Genomic DNA, 20348 nt, shown 5'->3' with positions numbered 1-20348 from the left:
GGGTTCGCATGCCCAACGCATTTCAGGTCGAAAGGCCTCCGCGATGTTCGGATTGCCCGGCGCAACGTTGCCCCTGTGCCGAGCACGGGTGAGCCCTGCCAAGCTTTCTAAGCCGGTAGAGCTCACCCGACTTTCCCTCAGCCTCTGACCATCGTCACCTGGGCGACGTCGATCAGGCGTCCGCGAAAGCCGCCCTCGCAGTACATGAGATAATAGCGCCAAAGGTCGTGGAACGGCTCCTCGAAGCCGTGCAGCGCGCCGCGCGCGACCGCCTGGTCGTAGCGATGGCGCCAGCGCTCCAGAGTTTCCGCATAATCCTCGCCGAAACCCTCGCGCTTCTCCCAGCTGAGGCCGCGCTCGTGCGCTAGCGCTTCGAACTGAGGCTCGTCGAGGAGCAGCCCTCCAGGGAAGATGTAGGTTTGGATGAAGTCGGCGTTCTGGGCGTAGCGGTCGAATATGCGGTCGTCGATCGAGATGAACTGCAGCGCCGCGCGGCCGTCGGTCTTCAGGTTGCGCGCCATTGCGTCGAGATAGGCGCCCCACCAGCGGTGCCCGACCGCCTCGACCATCTCGACCGAGGCGATCAGGTCAAATTGCTCGGCGGTATCGCGGTAATCCTGAAGGCGGATCTCGATACGATCCGAAAGGCCTGCCTCGGCGATCTTCGCCTCCGCCCAGGCCTTCTGCTCGGTCGACAAGGTCAGGCCGACGACGGCCGCCCCGCGCTTCGCGGCTTCGATCGCCAGCGTTCCCCAGCCGCAGCCGATGTCGAGAAGGCGCTTGCCGGGCGCGACTTCGAGGCGGTCGAGGAGCGTGCGCACCTTGCGTAGCTGCGCCTCCTCGAGCGTGTCGCCGGGCGAAGCGAACCGCGCGCAGCTGTAGGTCATCGTCGCATCGAGCCAGGCCGAATAGAAATCATTGCCGAGATCGTAGTGGGCGGCGATGTTGCGCCGCGCCTTGGCAGGCGCATTGTCGCGCAGCCGGTGCGCCAGCGCGTTCAGCCAGCGGAACGGGCCCTTGGCGCGTCCAACATTGCCGAGCGGAACGGCATTGACCGCAAACAGCTCGAATACCGCAACCGGGTCCGGGCTCGACCATTCGCCCAGCGTCCACGCCTTGTACCAACCGACCGAGCCGGAGGTCGCGAGCCGGACCAGTGCCAGCCAGCTCGACAGGTGGACGACCGCCTTGGGACCCTTGGCGTGGAAGCCGAGCAGCCGCTGTTCACCCCGCGGCAGCGTCGCCTCGACGCCGCCGCAAGCGAGGCGCCGGTCGATTTGGTCGACCACTTTCGAGAATGCCGGCGCCGTCAGCCGCGCCAGCAACCCGCCGCCGGTCGCAAAACCGCGGTCAGCGTGCACCAGATGCTCGCCGCGCGTGCTCATGACGCGCGAGTTATGAATTCGAGCGCGGCTTGTCGAGCCAGCTCCGAATTAACAGCCCGGACCGGGCGCCGGCATGACGCTTTCGCGGGCAAGGCGTGAACGCCGTCCCTCGCCGTAGCGCGCATCGCCGATCGAGACGCGAACCACGCAGCGGCCGCGGCTGACTTCCGCCTGCGGCAGAACCGACCATTTGAGGAATTTCTGGAGGCGCGCATCGCGGCGGACTGCCTCGCGGACTAGAGGATCCTGCATGTTCGATGGGGCGCAGGAACCGCCCGCGCGGAAGCCGCCGCCGAATGGGTCATACGCCGCGCGGCAGTAATTGCCGCCATCGCGCCACACGAGGTCGCGGCGCCAGGAGAGGACCGGCGGCGGCGAGGCAAAGATCGACTGCGCCTGCGGGTCCGCGGATCGCACCGCCGCGTAAGCTGCCTGGCTGATCGCGAGGTTGGCGCTGATATAGACGAGCACGATCGCGATCGCCGTCTGCGGGATTCGGCGCCACTCGCGCCCCTCCCGCTCGCGCCGTTTCGAGATGCCGATAGCGATGGCGAGCACGAGCCAAATCCAGACGTCGATGATGAACAACGTGTCCGAATGGTACCAGGCGCTGGACAAGGGAGAGAAGAGCTGGACCGAGTAAGTGGTTAGCAGGTCGAGGAATGGGTGCGTGAGCGTTCCGAGATAGGACAGGAACACCAGCCACCCGACCCGCATCGGCAAGCCACTGCGGAACTCGGCGCCGCGTCGGACCTGCCAGCGGTCCAGCAACCACAGTAGGCCAGCGAGGATCGGCGGCATCACGAGCACGCCGCCGAGGAGACTGTGAGTGAAGCCGCGGTGGATCGCCAGCGGGTCCCACGGCGCGTGACCGAAGAAGACGTCGATGTCGGGCATGTTCGCGCCTAGGATCAGCCCGGCAAGGCCCTTGCGAGTCTTGGTCTTCAACCCGGCCTGGCCCAGCGACCAGCCGACCAGCGAGTGCGTGAGATTGTCCAATCAGGCGCCGCGGATCAAAGCTTGTGCGGCTCCTTTTCGACCATCCAGGTCTGACCCTTGCTGACCAATTTCTGAAGGTCCGGCGCCTTGCCCGAGGCTGCCGCCTTGTTCTGCTCGACCACCGCGCTTTCGAAGGTCGGCGCGGGGTCTTCGTAGATAACGCCAAGCGCGACCGGAAAGCTGTCCGGCATTTCGATCAGCATCGCGGCAATGCCCTTGTTCCTGGGGTCGTGGACGATGACCGCGGGGTCGTCGCCCGGCACGACCTTGAGGCACAACCGGTCGACATCGAGGGCGACGCCCTTGGTTCCGCCCGCGAACAGCATCTTCTCCCCGGCCTTGAGCCACAGCTGCTTGTCGGCCGCGACGTCGCGCTCGGTGAATCCGGCGAAGACGTCGTCGTTATAGACTATACAATTCTGGTAGATTTCGACGAAGCTCGCGCCGCGATGGCCGTGTGCCGCCTTCAGCACATCGGGCAGATTCTTGTGAACGTCGATGCCGCGCGCGATGAACCGCGCGCCCGAGCCAAGCGCGAACATACACGGCGTCACCGGCCGGTCGACCGAGCCGAAGGGTGTCGAGGGCGAGCGCGTGCCGACGCGGCTGGTCGGCGAATATTGGCCCTTGGTCAGGCCGTAGATCTCATTGTTGAACAGCAGGATCTGGCAGTCGAGGTTGCGGCGCAGCACGTGCATGGTGTGATTGCCGCCGATGCTGAGCGCATCGCCGTCGCCGGTGATGATCCACACGTCGAGCTGGGGGTTGGCGAGCTTGACTCCGGTCGCCACCGCCGGCGCCCGGCCGTGGATCGTGTGGAAACCGTACGTCGCCATGTAATAAGGGAAGCGGCTCGAGCAGCCGATGCCGCTGATGAACACCGTCTTCTCGCGCGCGACGCCGAGGTCAGGCATCGTGCGCTGCACGGCTTTCAGGACCGCATAATCGCCGCAGCCGGGACACCAGCGGACCTCCTGGTCGCTCGCCCAGTCCTTGGCCGTGGTGACGGTCGTCATTTCGTTCATCGGCCGAGACCTCCAAGCCACACGACCAGCAGCACGACCACAATCAGCAGCATCAGCATCGGCCAGACATTGATCTGTTTCATCGATGGCGCCCGCGAAAGTTCACTAAGTTCACCCCTCAACGCGCGCGCGCGAGTCCGCGGCCAATTGCGCGTCGATCGCCGCCTCGATCTCGGCGATGCGGAAGGGGTGGCCGCTGACCTTCGTCAGCGATTGTGCATCGACCAGGAACTGGTCGCGAAGCAGAGTCTTGAGCTGGCCCATGTTCATCTCGGGCACGAGGATATGCTCGAAGCCCTTCAATAGGACAGACATATTCTTGGGCATCGGCCAGATGTGGCGGATGTGGACGTGAGCGACGTCCTGGCCCTTGGCCAGCGCGCGCCGCACCGCCTGGTGAATCGGGCCGAAGGTCGAGCCCCAGCCGACCACTGCCAGCCTGGCGCCTTCGCGGCCGAGGCACACGTCCTGGTCGGGAATCGAATTGGCGATGCCGAGCACCTTGGCGTGGCGGGTGTCGGTCATCTCCTGGTGCGCAGCGGGGCTGTAGTCGATGTTGCCGGTGCCGGGTTGCTTCTCGATCCCGCCGATGCGGTGCTCGAGGCCGGGCGTACCCGGCCTGATCCACGGCCGCGCCAAGCCGTCGCCGCGCGAGTAAGGCATCACCCCCTGCCCTTCGGCCGGCGGCGTCTCGAAGAAGCTCACGGGGAACGGATTGTATCCGCTCATGTCGGGGACGCGCCACGGCTCGGCGGCGTTGGCGATATAGCCGTCGGTGAGCAGGATGACCGGCGTCATATAATGGGTCGCTATGCGGCACGCCTCGATCGCGCAGTCGAACGCATCGGCCGGCGAGCGGGCGGCGATCACCGGCATCGGCGAGTCCGCATTGCGGCCATAGACCGCCTGGTAGAGGTCCGATTGCTCGGTCTTGGTCGGAAGCCCGGTCGACGGTCCGCCGCGCTGCGAATTGACGATGACCAGCGGCAGTTCGGTCATCACCGCCAGACCCATCGCCTCTGTCTTGAGCGCGATGCCGGGGCCGGACGACGAGGTTATCCCGAGCTGGCCGGCGTAACTGGCCCCGATCGCCGAGCAGATTGCCGCGATCTCGTCCTCAGCCTGGAAGGTGGTGATCCCAAATTCCTTGAGGCGCGAGAGATGGTGAAGCAGCGCCGAGGCCGGCGTGATGGGATAACCGCCGAAAAACATCCTTACGCCGGCAAGCTGGCACCCCGCGACCAGGCCCAACGCCAGCGCCTCGGCGCCGGTGACGGTTCGATAGAGGCCCGGCTCGGCGGGCGCGGCGGCGATATGGTGCTGCTTGAAGGGCGCGCCCATCTCGACCGTCTCGCCATACGCGTGGCCGGCGTTCAACGCGGCGATATTTGCTTCGGCAAGCTCGGGCGCCTTGGCGAACTTGGCGTTGAGCCAGTCAACGATCGGCTGGCGGTCGCGGTCGAACATCCACAGCGCGAGGCCGAGCGTCCACATGTTCTTGCAGCGCAGCGCTTCCTTGTTGCCGAGGCCGAACGGCTTCACGGCATCGAGCGTCAGCTGCGAGATGTTAAAGTGGACGACCTGCCATTTCGACAGGCTGCCGTCCTCGAGCGGGCTTTGCTCGTAACCAGCCTTGGCGAGGTTGCGCGCGGTGAACTCGCCTTCGTCGGCGATGATCAGCCCGCCTTCGCGCAGCGCGTCGGCGTTCACCTTCAGCGCCGCCGGGTTCATCGCGATCAAAACGTCGGGCTCGTCGCCAGCAGTCTCGATCGCGGTCGAGCCGAAGTTGATCTGGAAAGCGGAGACGCCGAAGGTCGTGCCCTGCGGCGCGCGGATTTCCGCCGGAAAGTCAGGGAAGGTGGCGAGGTCGTTGCCCGCGAGAGCGGTCGAGAGCGTGAACTGGCCGCCCGTCAGCTGCATGCCGTCGCCGCTGTCGCCGGCGAAGCGGACGACCACGGCTTCGCCGGGCGAATGCGCCATCGCTTCCTTTTCGGTGAGGAGATGGGTGGCTGTCGCCACGAGCGGGTCCTTCACAAACGCGAAATCGGGTTGGCGCTCTCTTTAGGACTCCAGTTGCGCTTTCGCTACCTTTCTCGTCGCGTGCGGATTGCTTCGCCGCATCGCTGCCCGCAATGACAGCCTCATGGTTGATCCTTTCGTCCGTCCCGACGTCGGTGCGTTCCTCGAAATGCTCGAGCGCCTCGAGGGCCCAAAAGGCCATGAAGTCGGCCCCGAAGGCGCGCGGCAGATGATGGTGGCTTCACGCCACGCCTTCGACGTGCCGGCGCGCGACATCGCGGTCATCCGCGATGTGGATGCGCCCGTTCCCATGCGCCTTTATGACGTCAGAGCCGAGCGCGAACCCGGTCCGCTGCTGCTGTTCATCCACGGCGGCGGCTGGGTGATCGGCGACCTCGAGACGCACGAGCCGTTCTGCGTCCATGTTGCGATCGAGCTCGACCTGCCCGTCGTCGCGGTCGACTATCGCCTCGCGCCCGAGCACCCGTTCCCGACACCGTTCGACGATTCGCTCACCGCCGCGCGCTGGGTCGCGTCCAATGGTGACGAGCTCGGCCGGCGCGCCACGAGCCTGTTTCTTGCCGGCGACAGCGCGGGCGGGAACCTCGCCGCAGCGATCGCCGCGGCGCTGCGCGACGAGCCGGCGGTCGTGCCCGTCGCGGGCCAGTGGCTGATCTATCCTGCCGCCGACCCATGTGTCCGCTATCCGAGCTACGACCAGTTCAACGAGGGTTTCCTGCTGACCAAGGCGAGCATGGACTGGTTCGAGGAGAGCTATGCTGGGCCGCGCGGCGACTGGCGCTACAGCCCGCTGCTGGCCGGCGTCGAGGGCCTCCCGCCGACCTTCGTCCTGACCCCCGGCCTCGACCCGATCCGCGACCAGGGCCGCGCTTATGCGGCGCGCTGCGCCGAGGCCGGGATCGAGACCATCTACTGGGAAGCACCGGGCACGATCCACGGCTTCATCAACTTGAGGAAGGCACTGCCGTCGGCGAATGACGATCTTGAGCGTTGCATCGACTATCTCAAACCCTGGGTGGAGCGCGCGCGATGAGCCGCGAGGGAAAATACCGCCGCGGAGTCGGCGTCATGCTGCTCAACCACGAGGGCAAGGTGTTCGTCGGCGCGCGCATCGATAACACCGATGAGGCGTGGCAGATGCCGCAGGGCGGGATTGACGAGGGCGAGGACGATCCCTGGCTGACGGCGCTGCGCGAGCTGGAGGAAGAGACCGGCATTGCGCCGCGCCTCGTCGAGCGCGTCGCCGAGTGTCCCGAGCGGCTGAAGTACGACCTTCCCGAAGATCTGCGCGGCAAGCTGTGGGGCGGCAAGTGGAAGGGCCAGGACCAGGATTGGTACCTCGCCCGCTTCCTCGGCCGCGATAGCGACATCAACATCGCGACGAGACATCCCGAATTTCGCGAGTGGAAATGGATCGAGCCCGACCAGCTCCCCGAGCTGATCGTCCCGTTCAAGCGCGACCTCTACCGACGCCTGCTGCGCGAGTTCGCCGACTATCTGTAAGGTCGCGTAACGCCGATCAGCGCGACTTGCCGCGCTTTCCGGACCGTGCTTCATCGGCGAGCGCGCCGAGCGTGTCGCGGCCTATCTTGAGCGCGAGGTCCCACATCGCGCCGCCCTGCTTGGCGCTGCTCTTGCCCATCTTGCCCAATTCCTCGCTGGCATTGCCCGCGAGCTTCCGCGCCTTGTCCGAGTCCTTGAGCGCACTCGCCATCCCAACCAGCGCTGCGGCGACGATGTCGGCGACAAGCGGGTTGTCGGCGAGCCCCTGAAGCTTCCTGGCTACCTTCCTCGGTGCCTTGGCGGCCGCGCCGGCCTTGCCGGTCTTCTTGGGCTTCTTGCCCTTGTCGGCGGGCTTGCTCTTCTTCTTGTCTTTCGGCACGGATTCCCCCTCTGGCAGGCGGTGGCGGCGGCGCGTCATACCATTTCCCGTCACATCTTTGTAATGAGGCTCTGTTTCAATTTAGCGACACGCAATGGATCAGAAGAGCCGCATCCTTTCCCGTCGTGACGAACTGATGGAGCCGCTTGCGGACATCACCTCGCCGAAGGCTGCCGCGGCCGCTGCGCCCGACCTGCCACAGGCCGAGGGACGATTCTTCAACCGCGAGCTGAGCTGGCTCGCCTTCAATCGCCGGGTTCTGGAAGAAGCGTCCAATCCCCACCATCCGCTGCTCGAGCGCGTCCGCTTCCTGTCGATCTCGGCGAGCAACCTCGACGAATTCTTCATGGTCCGCGTCGCCGGCCTGAAGGCGCACCAGTCGCTCGGCGTCGAAGAGCAATCGATGGACGGCCTGACCGTCGCGCAGCAGCTCGCGGCGATCACCGCCGAAGCCGACCGGCTCGTGACCAGCCAGCATGAGGTCTGGGCATCGCTCCAGGCGCTGCTCGACAAGTCCGCGATGCACGTCGTCGGCGACGAGCCGCTCGACTCGGAGGCCGAGGCATGGCTCGACACTCATTTCCGCGAGCAGATCTTCCCGGTGCTGACGCCGCAGGCGATCGACCCCGCGCACCCCTTCCCGTTCATTCCCAACCGCGGGCTCAGCCTGATTTTCGAGCTGAAGAAGGGCAAGGCGAGCGTCCGGGAATTGATCATGGCCCCGGCGAGCGTGCCGCGCTTCGTGCGCATCCCCGGCGAGAACGGCCGCTATATCGCGCTCGAGACCCTGATCCGCCGCAAGGCCGAATATCTGTTCCCGCGATATGAGTTGCTGCGCGGCGGCGCGTTCCGCGTCATCCGCGACAGCGATATCGAGGTCGAGGAGGAGGCCGAGGACCTCGTCCGCTACTTCCGCACGGCGATCAAGCGACGGCGGCGCGGCCGGGTGGTCCGCCTGGAGATCGAGCCGGGCATGCCCGAGGGTCTGGTCCGCGAGGTCAAGGAAGCGCTCGACGCGTCCATCGCGATCACCTCGGAAAGCCGCGGCTTCCTGGGCATGGCGGACCTGTCGCAGCTGGTCGACGAGGATCGCCCAGACCTGAAGTTCACGCCCTTCAACCCGCGCTTCCCCGAGCGCATCCGCGAGCATGGCGGCGACTGCTTCGCCGCGATCCGCGAGAAGGACATTCTGGTCCACCACCCGTACGAGAGCTTCGAGGTGGTGGTCGAGTTCATCGAGCAGGCCGCCGCCGACCCGGACGTGGTCGCGATCAAGCAGACGCTGTACCGCGCCGGCAAGCAGTCGGCGATCATCCGCGCGCTGATCGATGCGGCCGAATCGGGCAAATCGGTCACCGCAGTGATCGAGTTAAAGGCGCGCTTCGACGAGGAGCAGAACCTGATGTGGGCGAGCGCGCTAGAGCGCGCGGGAGTCCAGGTCGTCTATGGCTTCATCGACTGGAAGACCCACGCCAAAGTGTCGGTGGTGGTGCGCCGCGAGGAGCGGGGCTTTCGCACCTATTGTCACTTCGGCACCGGCAATTACCACCCGCTGACCGCGCGCATCTACACCGACCTCAGCTATTTCACCGCCAACCCGCAGCTCGGACGCGATGCGGCGAAGCTGTTCAATTACATCACCGGCTATCTGGAACCGCGCAACCTCAAGCAGCTGGTGATCTCGCCGACGCAGCTCAGAACCGAACTGATCCGCTTGATCGACGCCGAGATCGCCAACGCCAAGGCGGGGAAGCCGTGCGGCATCTGGGCTAAAATGAATTCGCTCGTCGATGCGCCGATCATTCAGAAACTCTACGACGCCAGCGCGGCCGGCGTTCCGATCGACCTCGTCGTCCGCGGCATCTGCTGCCTGAGGCCGGGCGTGCCGGGCCTCAGCGACAACATCTACGTCAAATCGATCGTCGGGCGCTTCCTCGAACATGCGCGGCTATGGTGCTTTGCCAACGGGCACGAGCTGCCCCATGCGGAGGCCAAGGTGTACATCAGCTCGGCCGACTGGATGCCGCGCAATTTCGACCGCCGGATCGAATATATGCTCCCGATCGAGAACCCGACGGTGCACGCGCAGCTCATCGACCAGGTGATGGTCGCCAATTTGATCGACAATCAGCAGAGCTGGCGCCTGAACGCCGACGGCAGCTACTCGCGGCTGGCGGCGAAGCCCGAGCAGGAGTTCAACCTGCATAATTATTTCATGTCCAACCCGAGCCTTTCCGGCCGCGGCCAGGCCCTGAAGAAGGGCCGCAAGGTGCCCAAGCTGCGCTTCAACCGGGGGCGCTGATCCTGACCAGCGCCGAGCCTGTCGGGATCATCGACATCGGATCCAACTCGGTGCGGCTGGTCGTCTATGCCGGCCCGCCGCGCATCCCGACGCCGATCTTCAACGAAAAAGTTCTGGCGGGACTCGGGGCGGGCCTCGATCATTCGAGCCGATTGGCGGAGGGCGCTCGAAACAAGGCCCTGGCGGCGCTCAGGCGATTCAGGCTGCTGCTCGACCATATGGGCGTTCGCCGGACGCAGGTGGTGGCGACCGCCGCCATCCGCGACGCCGAGGATGGCGCCGAGTTCGTCCGCGAAGTGGACCGGATCGGCTTCAGCTGCGCCGTCCTGACGGCCGAGGAGGAGGCGCGGCTCGCCGGCGAGGGCGTGCTGTCGGGGATTCCGGAAGCGGACGGCATCGTCGGCGATCTCGGCGGCGGCAGCCTCGAGCTGGTAAATGTCGCCGACGGAAGGGCCAGCGACGGCATTTCCTTACCCTTGGGCGTGCTGCGGCTCGACCCGGACGCAAGCGGCGAGCGCGACGCGCGCAAGCTGCTCAAGGCCGCGCTCAAGAAATCGCCTTTGCTCGAACAGGCCCGCGGCCGCACCTTCTACACGGTCGGCGGGTCGTGGCGCGCGCTGGCCCGGATCGACATGCTGGCGACCGACTTCCCGCTGCCGATCACCCACCAATACCGGATGAAGCCGGCGCGCGCCAAGGAGCTGCGCAAGCTGGTGCGTGCGCTCGACCCGCGGCTCGCGGGCGCCGCGGCGCCGCCGCGCATGGCGACCTCGCCGGTCGCGGCGATGATGCTCGAACTGCTGGTCGACGAACTCGAACCTTCGCAACTCGTGGTCTCGACCTACGGCATTCGCGAAGGACTGCTCTATTCGCGCCTGAAGCCCGACTTGCGCCGTGTCGACCCGTTGATCGAGGAAGCGCGTGACGCCGGTGGCGGCGAGCACCGCTTCGGCCAGCATGGCGACCTGCTCGACGCGTGGATCGCGCCTTTGTTCGACGACCCGCCGGCGATGCGCCGTCTGCGCCTCGCTTCATGCCTGCTCGCCGATGTCGCCTGGCAGGCGAACCCCGGCTTCCGCGCCGACCGCGGCATCGAGATGGCGCTGCACGGCAATTGGGTGGCCGTCAGCCCGGGCGGCCGCGTAATCATGGCGCAAGCCTTGTCCGCGAGCTTCGGCCGCGATCGGCTGCCGGATGCGCGCGTCATCCCGCTGTGCAAGGAAGACCAGCTGAAGCGCGCCCACTGCTGGGGGTCGGCGATGCGCCTCGGCCAGCGGCTCTCAGGCGGGGTCGGCTCGGTGCTGAAACGCACCAGCCTGACCGTCGCCGACGGCGTGGTTCAGCTGGCCGTCCGGCGCGGCGAGGAAGCGCTAGTCGGCGATCAAGTCGAACGGCGGCTCACCCGGCTCGCCGAGTTGCTCGGATGCAAACCGGCCATCGCGGCGATCTAGCCGGGGTGGCGCGGGTGAGGCGGCGCGGCTAGAGCCGTTTCCATGGCGTTACTATCGTCGAGTGAGCGCGCGGTCGTCGAACGCGCGGGCGCTGAGCATATGCTCGATCAGGTCCTGGCCTGGGCTGCGATCAACAGCGGCTCGCGCAATCTCGCCGGCCTCGAGCGCATGGCCGATTTGCTGGTCGATGCCTTCGCGGCGCTGCCCGGAATCCTGCGCCTGGATAACCCGGCGCCGGTCGAAGCGGTGGACGCGGCTGGTCGAACCGTGACGATCGAGCATGGCCGGCATCTGCACCTCACCGTGCGGCCGACGGCGCCCATCCAGCTCCTCTTCACCGGACACATGGACACGGTGTTCGCGGCCGACCATCCGTTCCAGCAGACGCGGTGGCTCGAGGACGAAGTGCTCAACGGTCCCGGAGTGGCGGACATGAAGGGCGGCCTCGCGGTGATGCTCGCTGCCCTCGGCGCGGTCGAGCGCATCCCAGCCGCCGACCGCTTCGGCTATGAGGTCGTGATCAACAGCGACGAGGAGGTGGGCTCGCCCGCGTCCGCCGCGCTGCTCGCCCGCGCCGCGCAAGGCAAGCGCGCTGCGCTGACCTACGAGCCCGCCGCGCTGCCCGACGGGACGCTTGCGGGCGCGCGGCCGGGCAGCGGGAATTTCGCATTCGTGGTGCGTGGGCGAAGCGCGCACGCCGGGCGCAATCCCGAAGACGGCCGCAACGCCCTGCTCGCGGCCGCCGACCTCGCACTCAGGCTCGACACGCTGCGCCGCGAGGGGCTGAGCGTGAACCCGTCGAGGATCGAAGGCGGCAGCCCAAGCAATGTCGTCCCCGACCTCGCGATCCTGCGCGTCAATCTGCGCCCGCGTGACCCCGCGGTCGAAGCCGCGGCGAAACAGGCGGTGGCCAGCGCGGTGGATGCGGTTGCCGCCGAGCGGGATGTTCACGTCGAGATCAGCGGCGGCTTCGGCCGTCCGCCCAAGCCGCTGACCGCGGCAGCCGAAAAGCTGTTCGGCCTGGTCAAACAGGCGGGGACCGACCTTGGTCAGGAGATCGCCTGGCAGCCGTCGGGGGGCGTTTGCGACGGCAACAACATCGCCGCGTGCGGCGTGCCGGTCGTCGACACGATGGGCGTTCGTGGCGGCAAGATCCACAGCCCGGAGGAGTTCCTGATCGTCGACAGCCTCGCCGAGCGTGCGGCGCTGAGCGCGCTCACCATTCTCCGGCTCGCGGAGGGCGCATGAGCTTCCGCATCCGCCCCGCATCCGGCGAGGATTTCCGCGCCATCTACCAGATGGCCAAGCTGACCGGCGGCGGCTTTACCAACCTGCCCGCCGACCGTGGCACGCTGGTCGCTAAGCTCGATCGTTCGCACAAGTCGTTCGGGCGCGAAGAAGACCGGCAGGAAGGCGACCTCTATGTCTTCGTGCTCGAGGACCCCAAGGCCGGCGTGATTCGCGGCACCTGCCAGGTGTTCGGCCAGGTCGGTGTCGTCCAGCCTTTCTATAGCTATCATTTGAGCACGCTGACGCAATCGAGCCCGGAGCTCGGCAAGACCTTCCGCAACCAGATGCTGACCCTGACCACCGATCTTGAGGGCTCGTCCGAAGTCGGCGGCCTGTTCCTCCATCCGCATCTGCGCGCCGGCGGGTGGGGCGCACTGCTTGCGCGCAGCCGCTATCTGTTCATGAAGCTCCACCGCCTTCGCTTCGGAGACCGCACGCTGGCCGAGCTCCGCGGAGTGATGGACGAAGCGGGCAATGCGCCCTTCTGGGATGGCCTCGCCGGCCGATTCTTTGGGATGACATTTCCGGAAGCCGACGAGTTCAACGCCGTCCACGGCACGCGTTTCATCGCTGACCTGATGCCGAAGACACCGATCTACGTCGATCTGCTCGCGGACAGCGCCAAGGCGGTCATCGGTCAGCCGCATCCGAGCGGCCGGGCTGCGCTGCGCATGCTGGAACAGGAAGGCTTCACCTTCGACCGCTACGTCGACATTTTCGACGGCGGGCCGACGGTCACCGCGCTGACCGATCAGATCCGCACTCTTCGCGAGGCGCGAACTGAAACAATCGCCGAGATCGGCGAAGCCGGAGCGGCGAAAATGGTTGTCGCCGCGGGGCAGCTCACGGGCTTCCGTGCCTGCTGCGCTTCGGTCAGGAAAGTGCCGAAGAAAGGCATTTGCATCGACCGCGAGGCGGCGGAGCTGCTCGAGGTCGACGTCGGCGACGCCGTGGTGATGGCCGCGAAGTGAGCCTGCGCGAGATCAATTTCGACGGCGTCGTCGGCCCCAGCCACAATTATGCCGGCCTCAGCCTCGGCAATCTCGCATCGGCCCGCAACGCGGGGGCGGCGTCGCAGCCGCGCGCGGCGGCGATCGAGGGGCTCAACAAGATGCGAGCCAACCTCGCGCTCGGCCTCGCCCAGGGAATCATCGTGCCGCACCCGCGTCCCGATCGGGCGTGGCTGGCGGAACTCGGCACCAACATCGAGGACGCCGACGCGGCCCTCGCCGCCAATGCCATGTCCGCCTCGGCGATGTGGGCGGCCAATGCCGCGACCGTGTCGCCAGCGCCCGATACCGCTGACGGCAAGTGCCACCTGACGGTCGCCAACCTGCGGACCATGCCGCACCGCAGCCACGAGTGGCCGGCGACGCTTGCCCAGCTTCGCCTTGCCTTCGCGGCGCGCGCCTTCGCCGTCCACCCGCCCGTGCCGGCGGCGTTCGGCGACGAGGGTGCGGCCAACCACATGCGGCTCGCCCCGGCGCACGGCGAGCCCGGCGTCGAGATCTTCGTCTATGGCGTATCAGGCGGGGCCTTCCCCGCGCGTCAGCATGTCGAGGCCTCGCGCGCCGTTGCCCGTCGCCACCAGCTCGAACCTGAGCGGGTGATCTTCGCCGAGCAATCGGAAGCGGCGATCGCCGCGGGCGCCTTCCATAACGACGTGGTCGCGGTCGCAAATGAGCGTGTGCTGTTCGCTCACGAGCAGGCATTCGCCGACAGGGACGCGCTGATCGAGGCGTGTGAGCGGCTCGTGCCAGGGTTCGATTATGTTGAGGTCCCCGCAGCCGAGGTTCCGCTCGCCGACGCGATCCGATCCTACCTGTTCAACGCGCAGCTGGTGACGCCGCCCGACGGCCAGCCGACCCTGATCCTGCCAACGGAGGCGCGCGAGACGCCGACCGTGTGGCGGTGGATCGAGCAGCACGTCGCCGGCAACGGCCCGATCCGCCGCGCGGAGGTGGTCGACGTTCGTCAGTCGATGGCCAACGGCGGCGGCCCGGCCTGCCTGCGCCTCCGCGTCGTCGCCGATCCAGCGGACGTCGACCCGAGGTTCATCGTCGACAATGGCAAGCTGGACGCGATGACCGATGTCATCCGCGGGCACTGGCCCGAACAGATCGATCACGCGGAGCTGCAGCGGCCGGCGCTGATCGCGCAGATCGAACAGGCCCGCGCCGCATTGCTCGACAGACTCGGGCTCGCTGAGCTGATCTGAGGCCTGTCCCGAAACGGGAATCCGCGCCGTTTCATTTTAACCTTGTTGCTTAGGGAATTTCCGGCTCAAAACCGCACTTGGTCCGTTGATGCGTTAACGAATGGCGATGCTGAGCAAAATCAGTCGGCTTTTCCAAATCAAGACGCGCCTTGAGGCGTGGCTGGTGATCTATGCCATTGCGCTCGGCGCGGTTGAACGCGGCCGCCACTACCTCGACGCATATCCCGGCTGGGGCGGATGGCTGCTGGCGATCGCCTGCACGGCGGTGGTGTTCGTCGCCGGCGGCAAGCTGCTCGATTCGGTGCGCTCGCCGGCACCCGCGCTAGCGGCAGGCCCTTACCGTGCGGGGGTGCAGCGCCGCGTGACTAGCGGTCGTAGTCGACCCACGCGCCTGCCGAGCCGTCGCGGTTCAGAGTCACGGATTTCACGGCGCAGAGATTGACGTCGGCCCAAGTTATCGGACCAGCGCCTGCGACTTTGGCGCGGATATCGAACGCGCAATCGGGATCGCTGAAACTGATCGCGCTTCGCGCTCCGGCCGAAGGCGCGGTCCCAAGCGTCTTCCATTCCTGAGTCCCGGCACGGCGGATCGACAGCTCGGCGAGGCCAGCGCTGGTGCCGTTGACCAGCGTGAAGTTCGACGCCCCGGCGCCGAACGCGGGGGTCGCAACGGCGGTGAGCAGGGCCAGGCAGGCGAATCTCTTCATGCGCCCAAGCATAAGCTCAGGCGCATGAAGCGAAAACAGCAAAAATGACGAGCCGTTAGGCGGCGAGATCCGCGTAGTTGGGACGGCTTCCGCTCCAGAACACCGGCGTCGGGGCGGGCCCGTGGGTCAGCGCATCCTTCAGCGGCAGCGCCGTCGAGCAGAACGCGCACTCGGCCGACAACCGGCCGATGATCCAATGGGTGCGGCCGCAGCCCGGGCAGTGATTGACTTCGCCATCGTGATACACGGCGTGATAGCCCCTCGCGTTCGGGTTGAACGCGCTACGCCGGGACTCAATCGAACTCAGCATGGTGCTTTCCTTCGAAACCATCTTCGACCCGTCAACGAGCGGCGAATCGTTATGTTTCATCGACAGTCGGTGATTGCCCCATCGGTGTCACTCTGGCGACACTGCCCTGTTCCAGCGTGGGACAAAGCGCGGGGAGTCGTTTCGCCCCTGCGACAATCCGCACGCGGCCTCGTGAATCTTTACGATTGATTAGCCCTCGCCGGGTGATGGTCGATTCGTCTCGAGTGGAGCGGACAAGTGGAATCGAACCTGCGTTACTACAACCGGCGCGCAATCGAGGAGCGGATGGCCGCCCAGCGCGCGGTGACCGAAACGGCGCGTGCGTGGCATCGCAAATTGGCCGAGGATTTTGCCGAGCGCGCGAGCGCCTGCACCGCCTCGATCTGCGGCGCCGCAATCCTCAACGGCTGACGAAGCCGAGCCGTTCTCCAGGCCGCGCGACCAGGGTTGCGCCGGCCAACTCCTCCCCTTATGTCGCGCCCCTGCCGTCACTCGGCATCACGCGCCCGTAGCTCAGCTGGATAGAGCACCAGACTACGAATCTGGGGGCCGGAGGTTCGAATCCTTCCGGGCGCGCCATTTTCCTTTTAGAGCGGGCATCGATGCGGCGCGTGGCTCTCCTCTCGATCGCTGCCCTTAGCGCGTGCTCAGCGCCGGGCGGCCCCTACCCCTCGCTCCAGCCGCGCGCGGCCGAGGCGATCGACCCGCGCGTGCCGGTCAACCGGCCAGTGAACAATCGGCCGGTGACGCCGGCGCTGGCGAGCCGACTGTCCGCCCTGGTCGAGCAGGCGCGAGCGGGAGCCGGCCCATTCGATTCCGCTGCTTCGGAGGCCGAGCGCCTCGCCGCCGCGGCCGGCGCCCCGCAAAGCGAGGGCTGGATCGTTGCCGAGCAGGCGCTGACCGCGGCCATCGCCGCGCGCCGGCCGGTCGCGACTGCGCTGGGCGATATCGACGCGCTCGCCGCGAGCGCGCTGCAGGCCCAGCAGGGGCTCGCCCCCAACGACCTCGCCGCGGTCATGGACGCGCAGGCGGAGGTCGGCACGCTCGATGCCCGCCAGTCGGCGCGGGTCGACGCCGTCCAGAAGCGGCTCGGGATTTAATCCGAGATCAGCCGCGCAGCATCCAGCGCGTGATAGGTGAGGACACCGGTCGCGCCGGCCCGCTTGAACGCCACCAAGGTCTCGAGGATCAGCGCGTCGCGATCGCCCGCCCCGGCCGCCGCGGCATGTTCGATCATCGCATATTCGCCGCTCACCTGGTAGACGAAGGTCGGGACCCCGAACGCGTCCTTCACCCGCGCAACCACGTCGAGATAGGGCAGGCCGGGCTTGACCATCACGAAGTCCGCGCCCTCGGCGAGATCGAGCTCGACCTCGCGCAACGCCTCCTCGATGTTGGCCGGGTCCATCTGGTAGTCGCGCTTGTCCCCTTTGAGGCGTCCCTGGCTGCCGACCGCCTCGCGGAACGGGCCGTAGAACGCCGACGCATATTTGGCCGCATAGGCCATGATCGCGACATTCTGGTGGCCGGCCGATTCGAGCGCCCCCCGAATTGCCGCGACGCGGCCATCCATCATGTCCGAAGGCGCGACGATGTCCGCGCCCGCGGCGGCCTGGACCAATGCCTGCTCAACCAGGACGCTGACGGTATCGTCGTTGATCACATTGCCGAGTTCGTCGGTCAGCCCGTCATGGCCATGCGCGGTATAAGGATCGAGCGCGACGTCGGTCAGCACGCCGATCCCGGGCACCGAATCCTTGATCGCGCGGATCGCGCGGCAGATGAGATTGTCCTGGTTCAGCGCTTCCTCGGCACGCTCGGTGCGCAGCGCTTCGGGCGTGTTGGGGAACAGGGCGACGCAGGGGATGCCGAGCGCGGCCGCCTCTTTCGCTTTGGCGCCAATGCGGTCGACGCTCCACCGGCTGACGCCCGGGAGAGAGCCGATCGGCTCCGCACAATCGCGGCCTTCGCAGATGAACAAGGGCCAGATGAAGTCGCTCGGGTGAAGCCGGTTCTCGGCCAGCATCGCACGCATCCACGGGCTAGAGCGGCCGCGGCGCATGCGCAGGTAAGGGAAGGAAGCGGACATGGCGCCGCTTTACCCCGCTGGATTGAGAGCACCACCCGGTTCGCGCGTTGCGAGCGCTTCCTCGGTGCATTCGTCGGTGTCGGGGCGCTCGGTGACCGTCATCCGCGCCTTCTTCCAGCTCCCGTTGAGATAATAAGCACCGGCGAGCGTGAGGTTGATCAGCGAGGTCACCGGGAAGCTCGTCCAGATCGCGTCGGCGCCGAGCCAACCGTAGGTCGCGAGGATGTAGCCGAAGCGGACCGGCACCAGGCCGACGGCGAGGATGATCAGCGGCGCCCACACGGCGCCATTGGCGCGGACGGTCGCGAACAGCACCATCATCACGCCGAACAGGAGGAAGTTCCAGCTCGCGAGCAGATGGATGTGCCGAGCGATCGGCAGCGCCGGGCTGTCTGGGCCCATGAACAGGCTGAGCACCGTCCGGTCGGCGAGCGTCAGGAGCACGAGCAGCCCGCCAGTGATCAGCAGCGATTGGACGATCCCGACCCGCGTCACCTGGCCGACGCGTTCCCATTTGCCGGCACCGATGTTCTGCGAGACCATCGCGCTAACGGCGGCACCGAGCGCCATCGCCGGCATCTGGACGTAGGTCCAGAGCTGCATCGCGACGCCGAATGCGGCCGCGGTCTCGACACCTTCGCGGTTGACCATCCCGACCAGCGCCAAGGCGGACATCGAGATGACGATCATCTGGATGCCCATCGGCAGCCCCTTGACCACCAGCGTTTTGAGGATTGCGGGATCGGGCAGCAAATAGCCAAGCTCGCGGCCGCGCAGCCGCAGCGGCAGATCCTTCGCGTAGATGTAGATGAACAGGCCGATCAGGCTGACGTAATTGCCGACCAGCGTCGACATCGCCGACCCCGCGATCCCCATGCGAGGAATCGGGCCGATGCCGCGGATGAAGAAGGGGTTGAGGCCGCTGTCGAGGACGACAGCGATGATCATGAACCACAAAGGCGTCAGGCTGTCGCCCGATCCGCGCAAGGCCATCATCAGCAGGGTGAGGAGCAGCAGTGCCGGAAGCGCGAGGAAGATGACGCGCAGATACGCAAGCGCGAGCGGCGCGGCATCGCCCGGCGTCCCCAACAGGTGCAGGATCGCCGGCGCGAGGTAATAGCCGGCAATCGCGATGATCACGGTGACCACCGCAAAGGCGCCGCTTGCGGTGCCGAACACGCGCCGCGCACCGTCCACGTCGCCCCGGCCCCAGGCCTGGCCGATGAGGATGGTCGAGGCCATGCCGAAGCCGAACACGAAGGCGGTCAGCAGGAACATCACCATGTTGGCGTTCGATGTCGCGGCGAGTGCCCCCTCGCCGAGGAGGCGGCCGACCCAGATGGCGTTGACCGTGCCGTTCAGCGACTGGAGGATCGAGGAGGCGAGCGTCGGCAGGGCGAAGGCGAGCAGGGTCTTGGCGATGGGGCCTTCAGTCAGGTTGCCGCGGCCTCGCGGTTGCCTGGATGCTGCTGCGTCTGCCACTTCTTCGCCTTATCCGAGCCGCTCTAACGCCGCGCGGAGCCGTTCGGCCTCAGCGGCCTTCGCCTCATGGTCCGCCCGCGCCTTTTCCACCGCCTCGGGCTTGGCGCGCTCGGTGAAATTCGGGTTGGCAAGCCGCTGGGCGAGGCTGTCGCACTCCTTTTGGGCGGCGGCCGTCGCTTTTGCCAGGCGCGAACGTTCTGCTTCGACGTCGATCACGCCTTCTAGCGGGAAGGCGACGCTGGTGCCTTTGACGACGATCTGCGCCGAATTTGGATCGAGCGTTTGCACGAATTTCGCTGGTCCGAGCTTCGCGAGCCGATTGATCGCTTCATTTTCATCGAGACGCAAAGACAGGCCGTAGTCATCGTCGTCCTGCAAGAACGTCGGTATGAGACTCGCCGACCAGGGAATATTGAGTTCGGTGCGAAGCGCCCGGACCTGAGCAATGAGGTCAATGTCTCGCTCGACAACCATCTTGCATGCTGCGTAGATGTCGTAGGGCTGCGCGCCTCCGTCGGCAGACGGCATTTCTATGAAACGATCGACGTCCGGTTTGGGCCACCTGGCGACGATCAACTCATACGGCCGCTTGTCCCCTCCCGCTGGCATCGCCTGCCACAGCTCCTCGGTGATGAACGGCATCAGCGGATGGAGCATCACCAGGATCTGGTCGAACGCCCAGGCGGCGATCTTGCGCGTTTCTTCTGTCCGCTGAGCCACATATCCTTGCTCGATCGCGAGACCCTTCTCACGGTCTTCGGCGGCGAGTTGATCCAGGATTCGAGCATCGACAGACCGCGGCGAAAACTCGGTCTTGATCAGCTCCACATACCAGTCGCAGAAGGTGCCCCAGACGAAGTGATAGATGGCGTCGGCCATCTCGTCGTAGCGCAGCTCGTCGAACGCGCGGTCGAGCTTGGCCAGCGTTTCGACCACCTCGCCGATGATCCAGCGGTTGACCGGAAGCTCGGCCTCGGGCGCATAAATCGAGTCTGACGCTCCCACCCCGTTCATCTGCAGGAATCGCGCGGCATTCCACAGCTTGGTCGCGAAATTGCGGTAGCCCTCGACGCGCTTCTCATCGAGCTTGATGTCGCGGCCCTGGCTTTCCATCGCGGCAAGCGTGAAGCGCAGCGCGTCGGCGCCATATTTGTCGATCAGGCCGAGC

General features: G+C 66.5%; 20 protein-coding genes and 1 tRNA gene. 10 read left to right on the top strand and 11 right to left on the bottom strand.

What is annotated here, in order from left to right; genetic code table 11:
* Positions 1–137: 137 nt before the first annotated feature.
* From ACJ8FR_RS01445 to ACJ8FR_RS01425, 5 genes are read right to left on the bottom strand one after another with little or no spacing between them, the layout of a single operon-like run.
* The gene (locus ACJ8FR_RS01445; RefSeq protein WP_407826826.1) at positions 138–1385 is read right to left on the bottom strand and encodes a class I SAM-dependent methyltransferase; all 1248 of its coding nucleotides are present in this window, start codon (positions 1383–1385) and stop codon (positions 138–140) included.
* 48 nt (positions 1386–1433) lie between these two features.
* Positions 1434–2384, bottom strand: coding sequence for a metal-dependent hydrolase (locus ACJ8FR_RS01440; protein ID WP_407826825.1), 951 nt, complete (start codon positions 2382–2384; stop codon positions 1434–1436).
* Positions 2385–2398: 14 nt separating this feature from the next.
* The gene (locus ACJ8FR_RS01435) at positions 2399–3409 is read right to left on the bottom strand and encodes a 2-oxoacid:ferredoxin oxidoreductase subunit beta (RefSeq protein WP_407826824.1); all 1011 of its coding nucleotides are present in this window, start codon (positions 3407–3409) and stop codon (positions 2399–2401) included.
* On the bottom strand, positions 3406–3531 hold the full coding sequence (locus ACJ8FR_RS01430) for a hypothetical protein (protein WP_407826823.1): 126 nt from the start codon (positions 3529–3531) through the stop codon (positions 3406–3408). Before ACJ8FR_RS01430 ends, ACJ8FR_RS01435 begins: the two co-directional genes overlap by 4 nt.
* Complete coding sequence (locus tag ACJ8FR_RS01425) at positions 3521–5428, bottom strand: 2-oxoacid:acceptor oxidoreductase subunit alpha (protein WP_407826822.1); 1908 nt, start codon at positions 5426–5428, stop codon at positions 3521–3523. The genes ACJ8FR_RS01430 and ACJ8FR_RS01425 overlap by 11 nt, the downstream gene beginning before the upstream one ends.
* 124 nt (positions 5429–5552) lie before the next feature.
* Between ACJ8FR_RS01425 and ACJ8FR_RS01420 the strand changes: the two genes are divergently transcribed.
* Both ACJ8FR_RS01420 and ACJ8FR_RS01415 read left to right on the top strand, forming a co-directional pair.
* Positions 5553–6482 (top strand): alpha/beta hydrolase, encoded by a 930-nt coding sequence (locus tag ACJ8FR_RS01420; protein WP_407826821.1) that lies wholly within the window; start codon positions 5553–5555, stop codon positions 6480–6482.
* Entirely contained in the window at positions 6479–6952 is a 474-nt protein-coding gene (locus ACJ8FR_RS01415; RefSeq protein ID WP_407826820.1) for an RNA pyrophosphohydrolase, read from the top strand. The genes ACJ8FR_RS01420 and ACJ8FR_RS01415 overlap by 4 nt, the downstream gene beginning before the upstream one ends.
* Positions 6953–6968: 16 nt before the next feature.
* Here ACJ8FR_RS01415 and ACJ8FR_RS01410 read toward each other — a convergent pair whose 3' ends face one another.
* Complete coding sequence (locus ACJ8FR_RS01410) at positions 6969–7331, bottom strand: hypothetical protein (RefSeq protein ID WP_407826819.1); 363 nt, start codon at positions 7329–7331, stop codon at positions 6969–6971.
* A gap of 94 nt (positions 7332–7425) precedes the next feature.
* On the opposite strand from ACJ8FR_RS01410, the gene ACJ8FR_RS01405 reads away from it, so the two are divergent.
* The 5 genes from ACJ8FR_RS01405 to ACJ8FR_RS01385 are packed head-to-tail and all read left to right on the top strand — an operon-like array spanning position 7426 to position 14592.
* Positions 7426–9633, top strand: coding sequence for an RNA degradosome polyphosphate kinase (locus tag ACJ8FR_RS01405; RefSeq protein WP_407826818.1), 2208 nt, complete (start codon positions 7426–7428; stop codon positions 9631–9633).
* Positions 9634–9683: 50 nt separating this feature from the next.
* A complete protein-coding gene (locus ACJ8FR_RS01400; protein WP_407826817.1) occupies positions 9684–11084 on the top strand; it encodes a Ppx/GppA family phosphatase in 1401 nt (466 codons plus the stop codon).
* 42 nt (positions 11085–11126) lie between these two features.
* Complete coding sequence (locus tag ACJ8FR_RS01395) at positions 11127–12332, top strand: hydrolase (protein ID WP_407826816.1); 1206 nt, start codon at positions 11127–11129, stop codon at positions 12330–12332.
* Positions 12329–13345, top strand: a complete 1017-nt coding sequence (locus tag ACJ8FR_RS01390) for an arginine N-succinyltransferase (RefSeq protein ID WP_407826815.1) — start codon at positions 12329–12331, stop codon at positions 13343–13345. The genes ACJ8FR_RS01395 and ACJ8FR_RS01390 overlap by 4 nt, the downstream gene beginning before the upstream one ends.
* Positions 13342–14592, top strand: a complete 1251-nt coding sequence (locus ACJ8FR_RS01385) for an N-succinylarginine dihydrolase (protein WP_407826814.1) — start codon at positions 13342–13344, stop codon at positions 14590–14592. The genes ACJ8FR_RS01390 and ACJ8FR_RS01385 overlap by 4 nt, the downstream gene beginning before the upstream one ends.
* Positions 14593–14957: 365 nt before the next feature.
* Here the strand turns inward: ACJ8FR_RS01385 and ACJ8FR_RS01380 are convergent, their stop codons facing one another.
* Together ACJ8FR_RS01380 and ACJ8FR_RS01375 are read right to left on the bottom strand one after the other, a co-directional pair.
* Complete coding sequence (locus ACJ8FR_RS01380; RefSeq protein WP_407826813.1) at positions 14958–15299, bottom strand: hypothetical protein; 342 nt, start codon at positions 15297–15299, stop codon at positions 14958–14960.
* A 55-nt stretch (positions 15300–15354) separates the two neighbouring features.
* Positions 15355–15609, bottom strand: coding sequence for a hypothetical protein (locus ACJ8FR_RS01375; RefSeq protein ID WP_407826812.1), 255 nt, complete (start codon positions 15607–15609; stop codon positions 15355–15357).
* A 237-nt stretch (positions 15610–15846) separates the two neighbouring features.
* Between ACJ8FR_RS01375 and ACJ8FR_RS01370 the strand changes: the two genes are divergently transcribed.
* From ACJ8FR_RS01370 to ACJ8FR_RS01360, 3 genes are all read left to right on the top strand, one after another.
* On the top strand, positions 15847–16020 hold the full coding sequence (locus ACJ8FR_RS01370) for a hypothetical protein (RefSeq protein WP_407826811.1): 174 nt from the start codon (positions 15847–15849) through the stop codon (positions 16018–16020).
* Positions 16021–16111: 91 nt separating this feature from the next.
* Positions 16112–16188: transfer RNA gene (locus tag ACJ8FR_RS01365), tRNA-Arg, on the top strand.
* 23 nt (positions 16189–16211) lie between these two features.
* Complete coding sequence (locus tag ACJ8FR_RS01360) at positions 16212–16709, top strand: hypothetical protein (protein ID WP_407826810.1); 498 nt, start codon at positions 16212–16214, stop codon at positions 16707–16709.
* Here ACJ8FR_RS01360 and hemB read toward each other — a convergent pair.
* From hemB to ACJ8FR_RS01345, 3 genes are all read right to left on the bottom strand, one after another.
* Positions 16706–17698: a porphobilinogen synthase gene (gene hemB, locus ACJ8FR_RS01355; RefSeq protein ID WP_407826809.1), complete on the bottom strand. Its 993-nt coding sequence runs from the start codon at positions 17696–17698 to the stop codon at positions 16706–16708. The two genes, ACJ8FR_RS01360 and hemB, sit on opposite strands and share 4 nt — an antisense overlap.
* 9 nt (positions 17699–17707) lie before the next feature.
* Entirely contained in the window at positions 17708–19180 is a 1473-nt protein-coding gene (locus ACJ8FR_RS01350) for an MATE family efflux transporter (RefSeq protein ID WP_407826808.1), read from the bottom strand.
* 9 nt (positions 19181–19189) lie between these two features.
* Positions 19190–20348, bottom strand: a 1159-nt coding sequence (locus ACJ8FR_RS01345; RefSeq protein ID WP_407826807.1) for a class I tRNA ligase family protein, incomplete at its 5' end; no start/stop codon positions are given.

This window comes from Sphingomonas sp., from assembly GCF_045810705.1.
Taxonomy (GTDB): Bacteria; Pseudomonadota; Alphaproteobacteria; order Sphingomonadales; family Sphingomonadaceae; genus Sphingomicrobium.
This window is presented reverse-complemented; position numbering and strand designations above follow the sequence as displayed.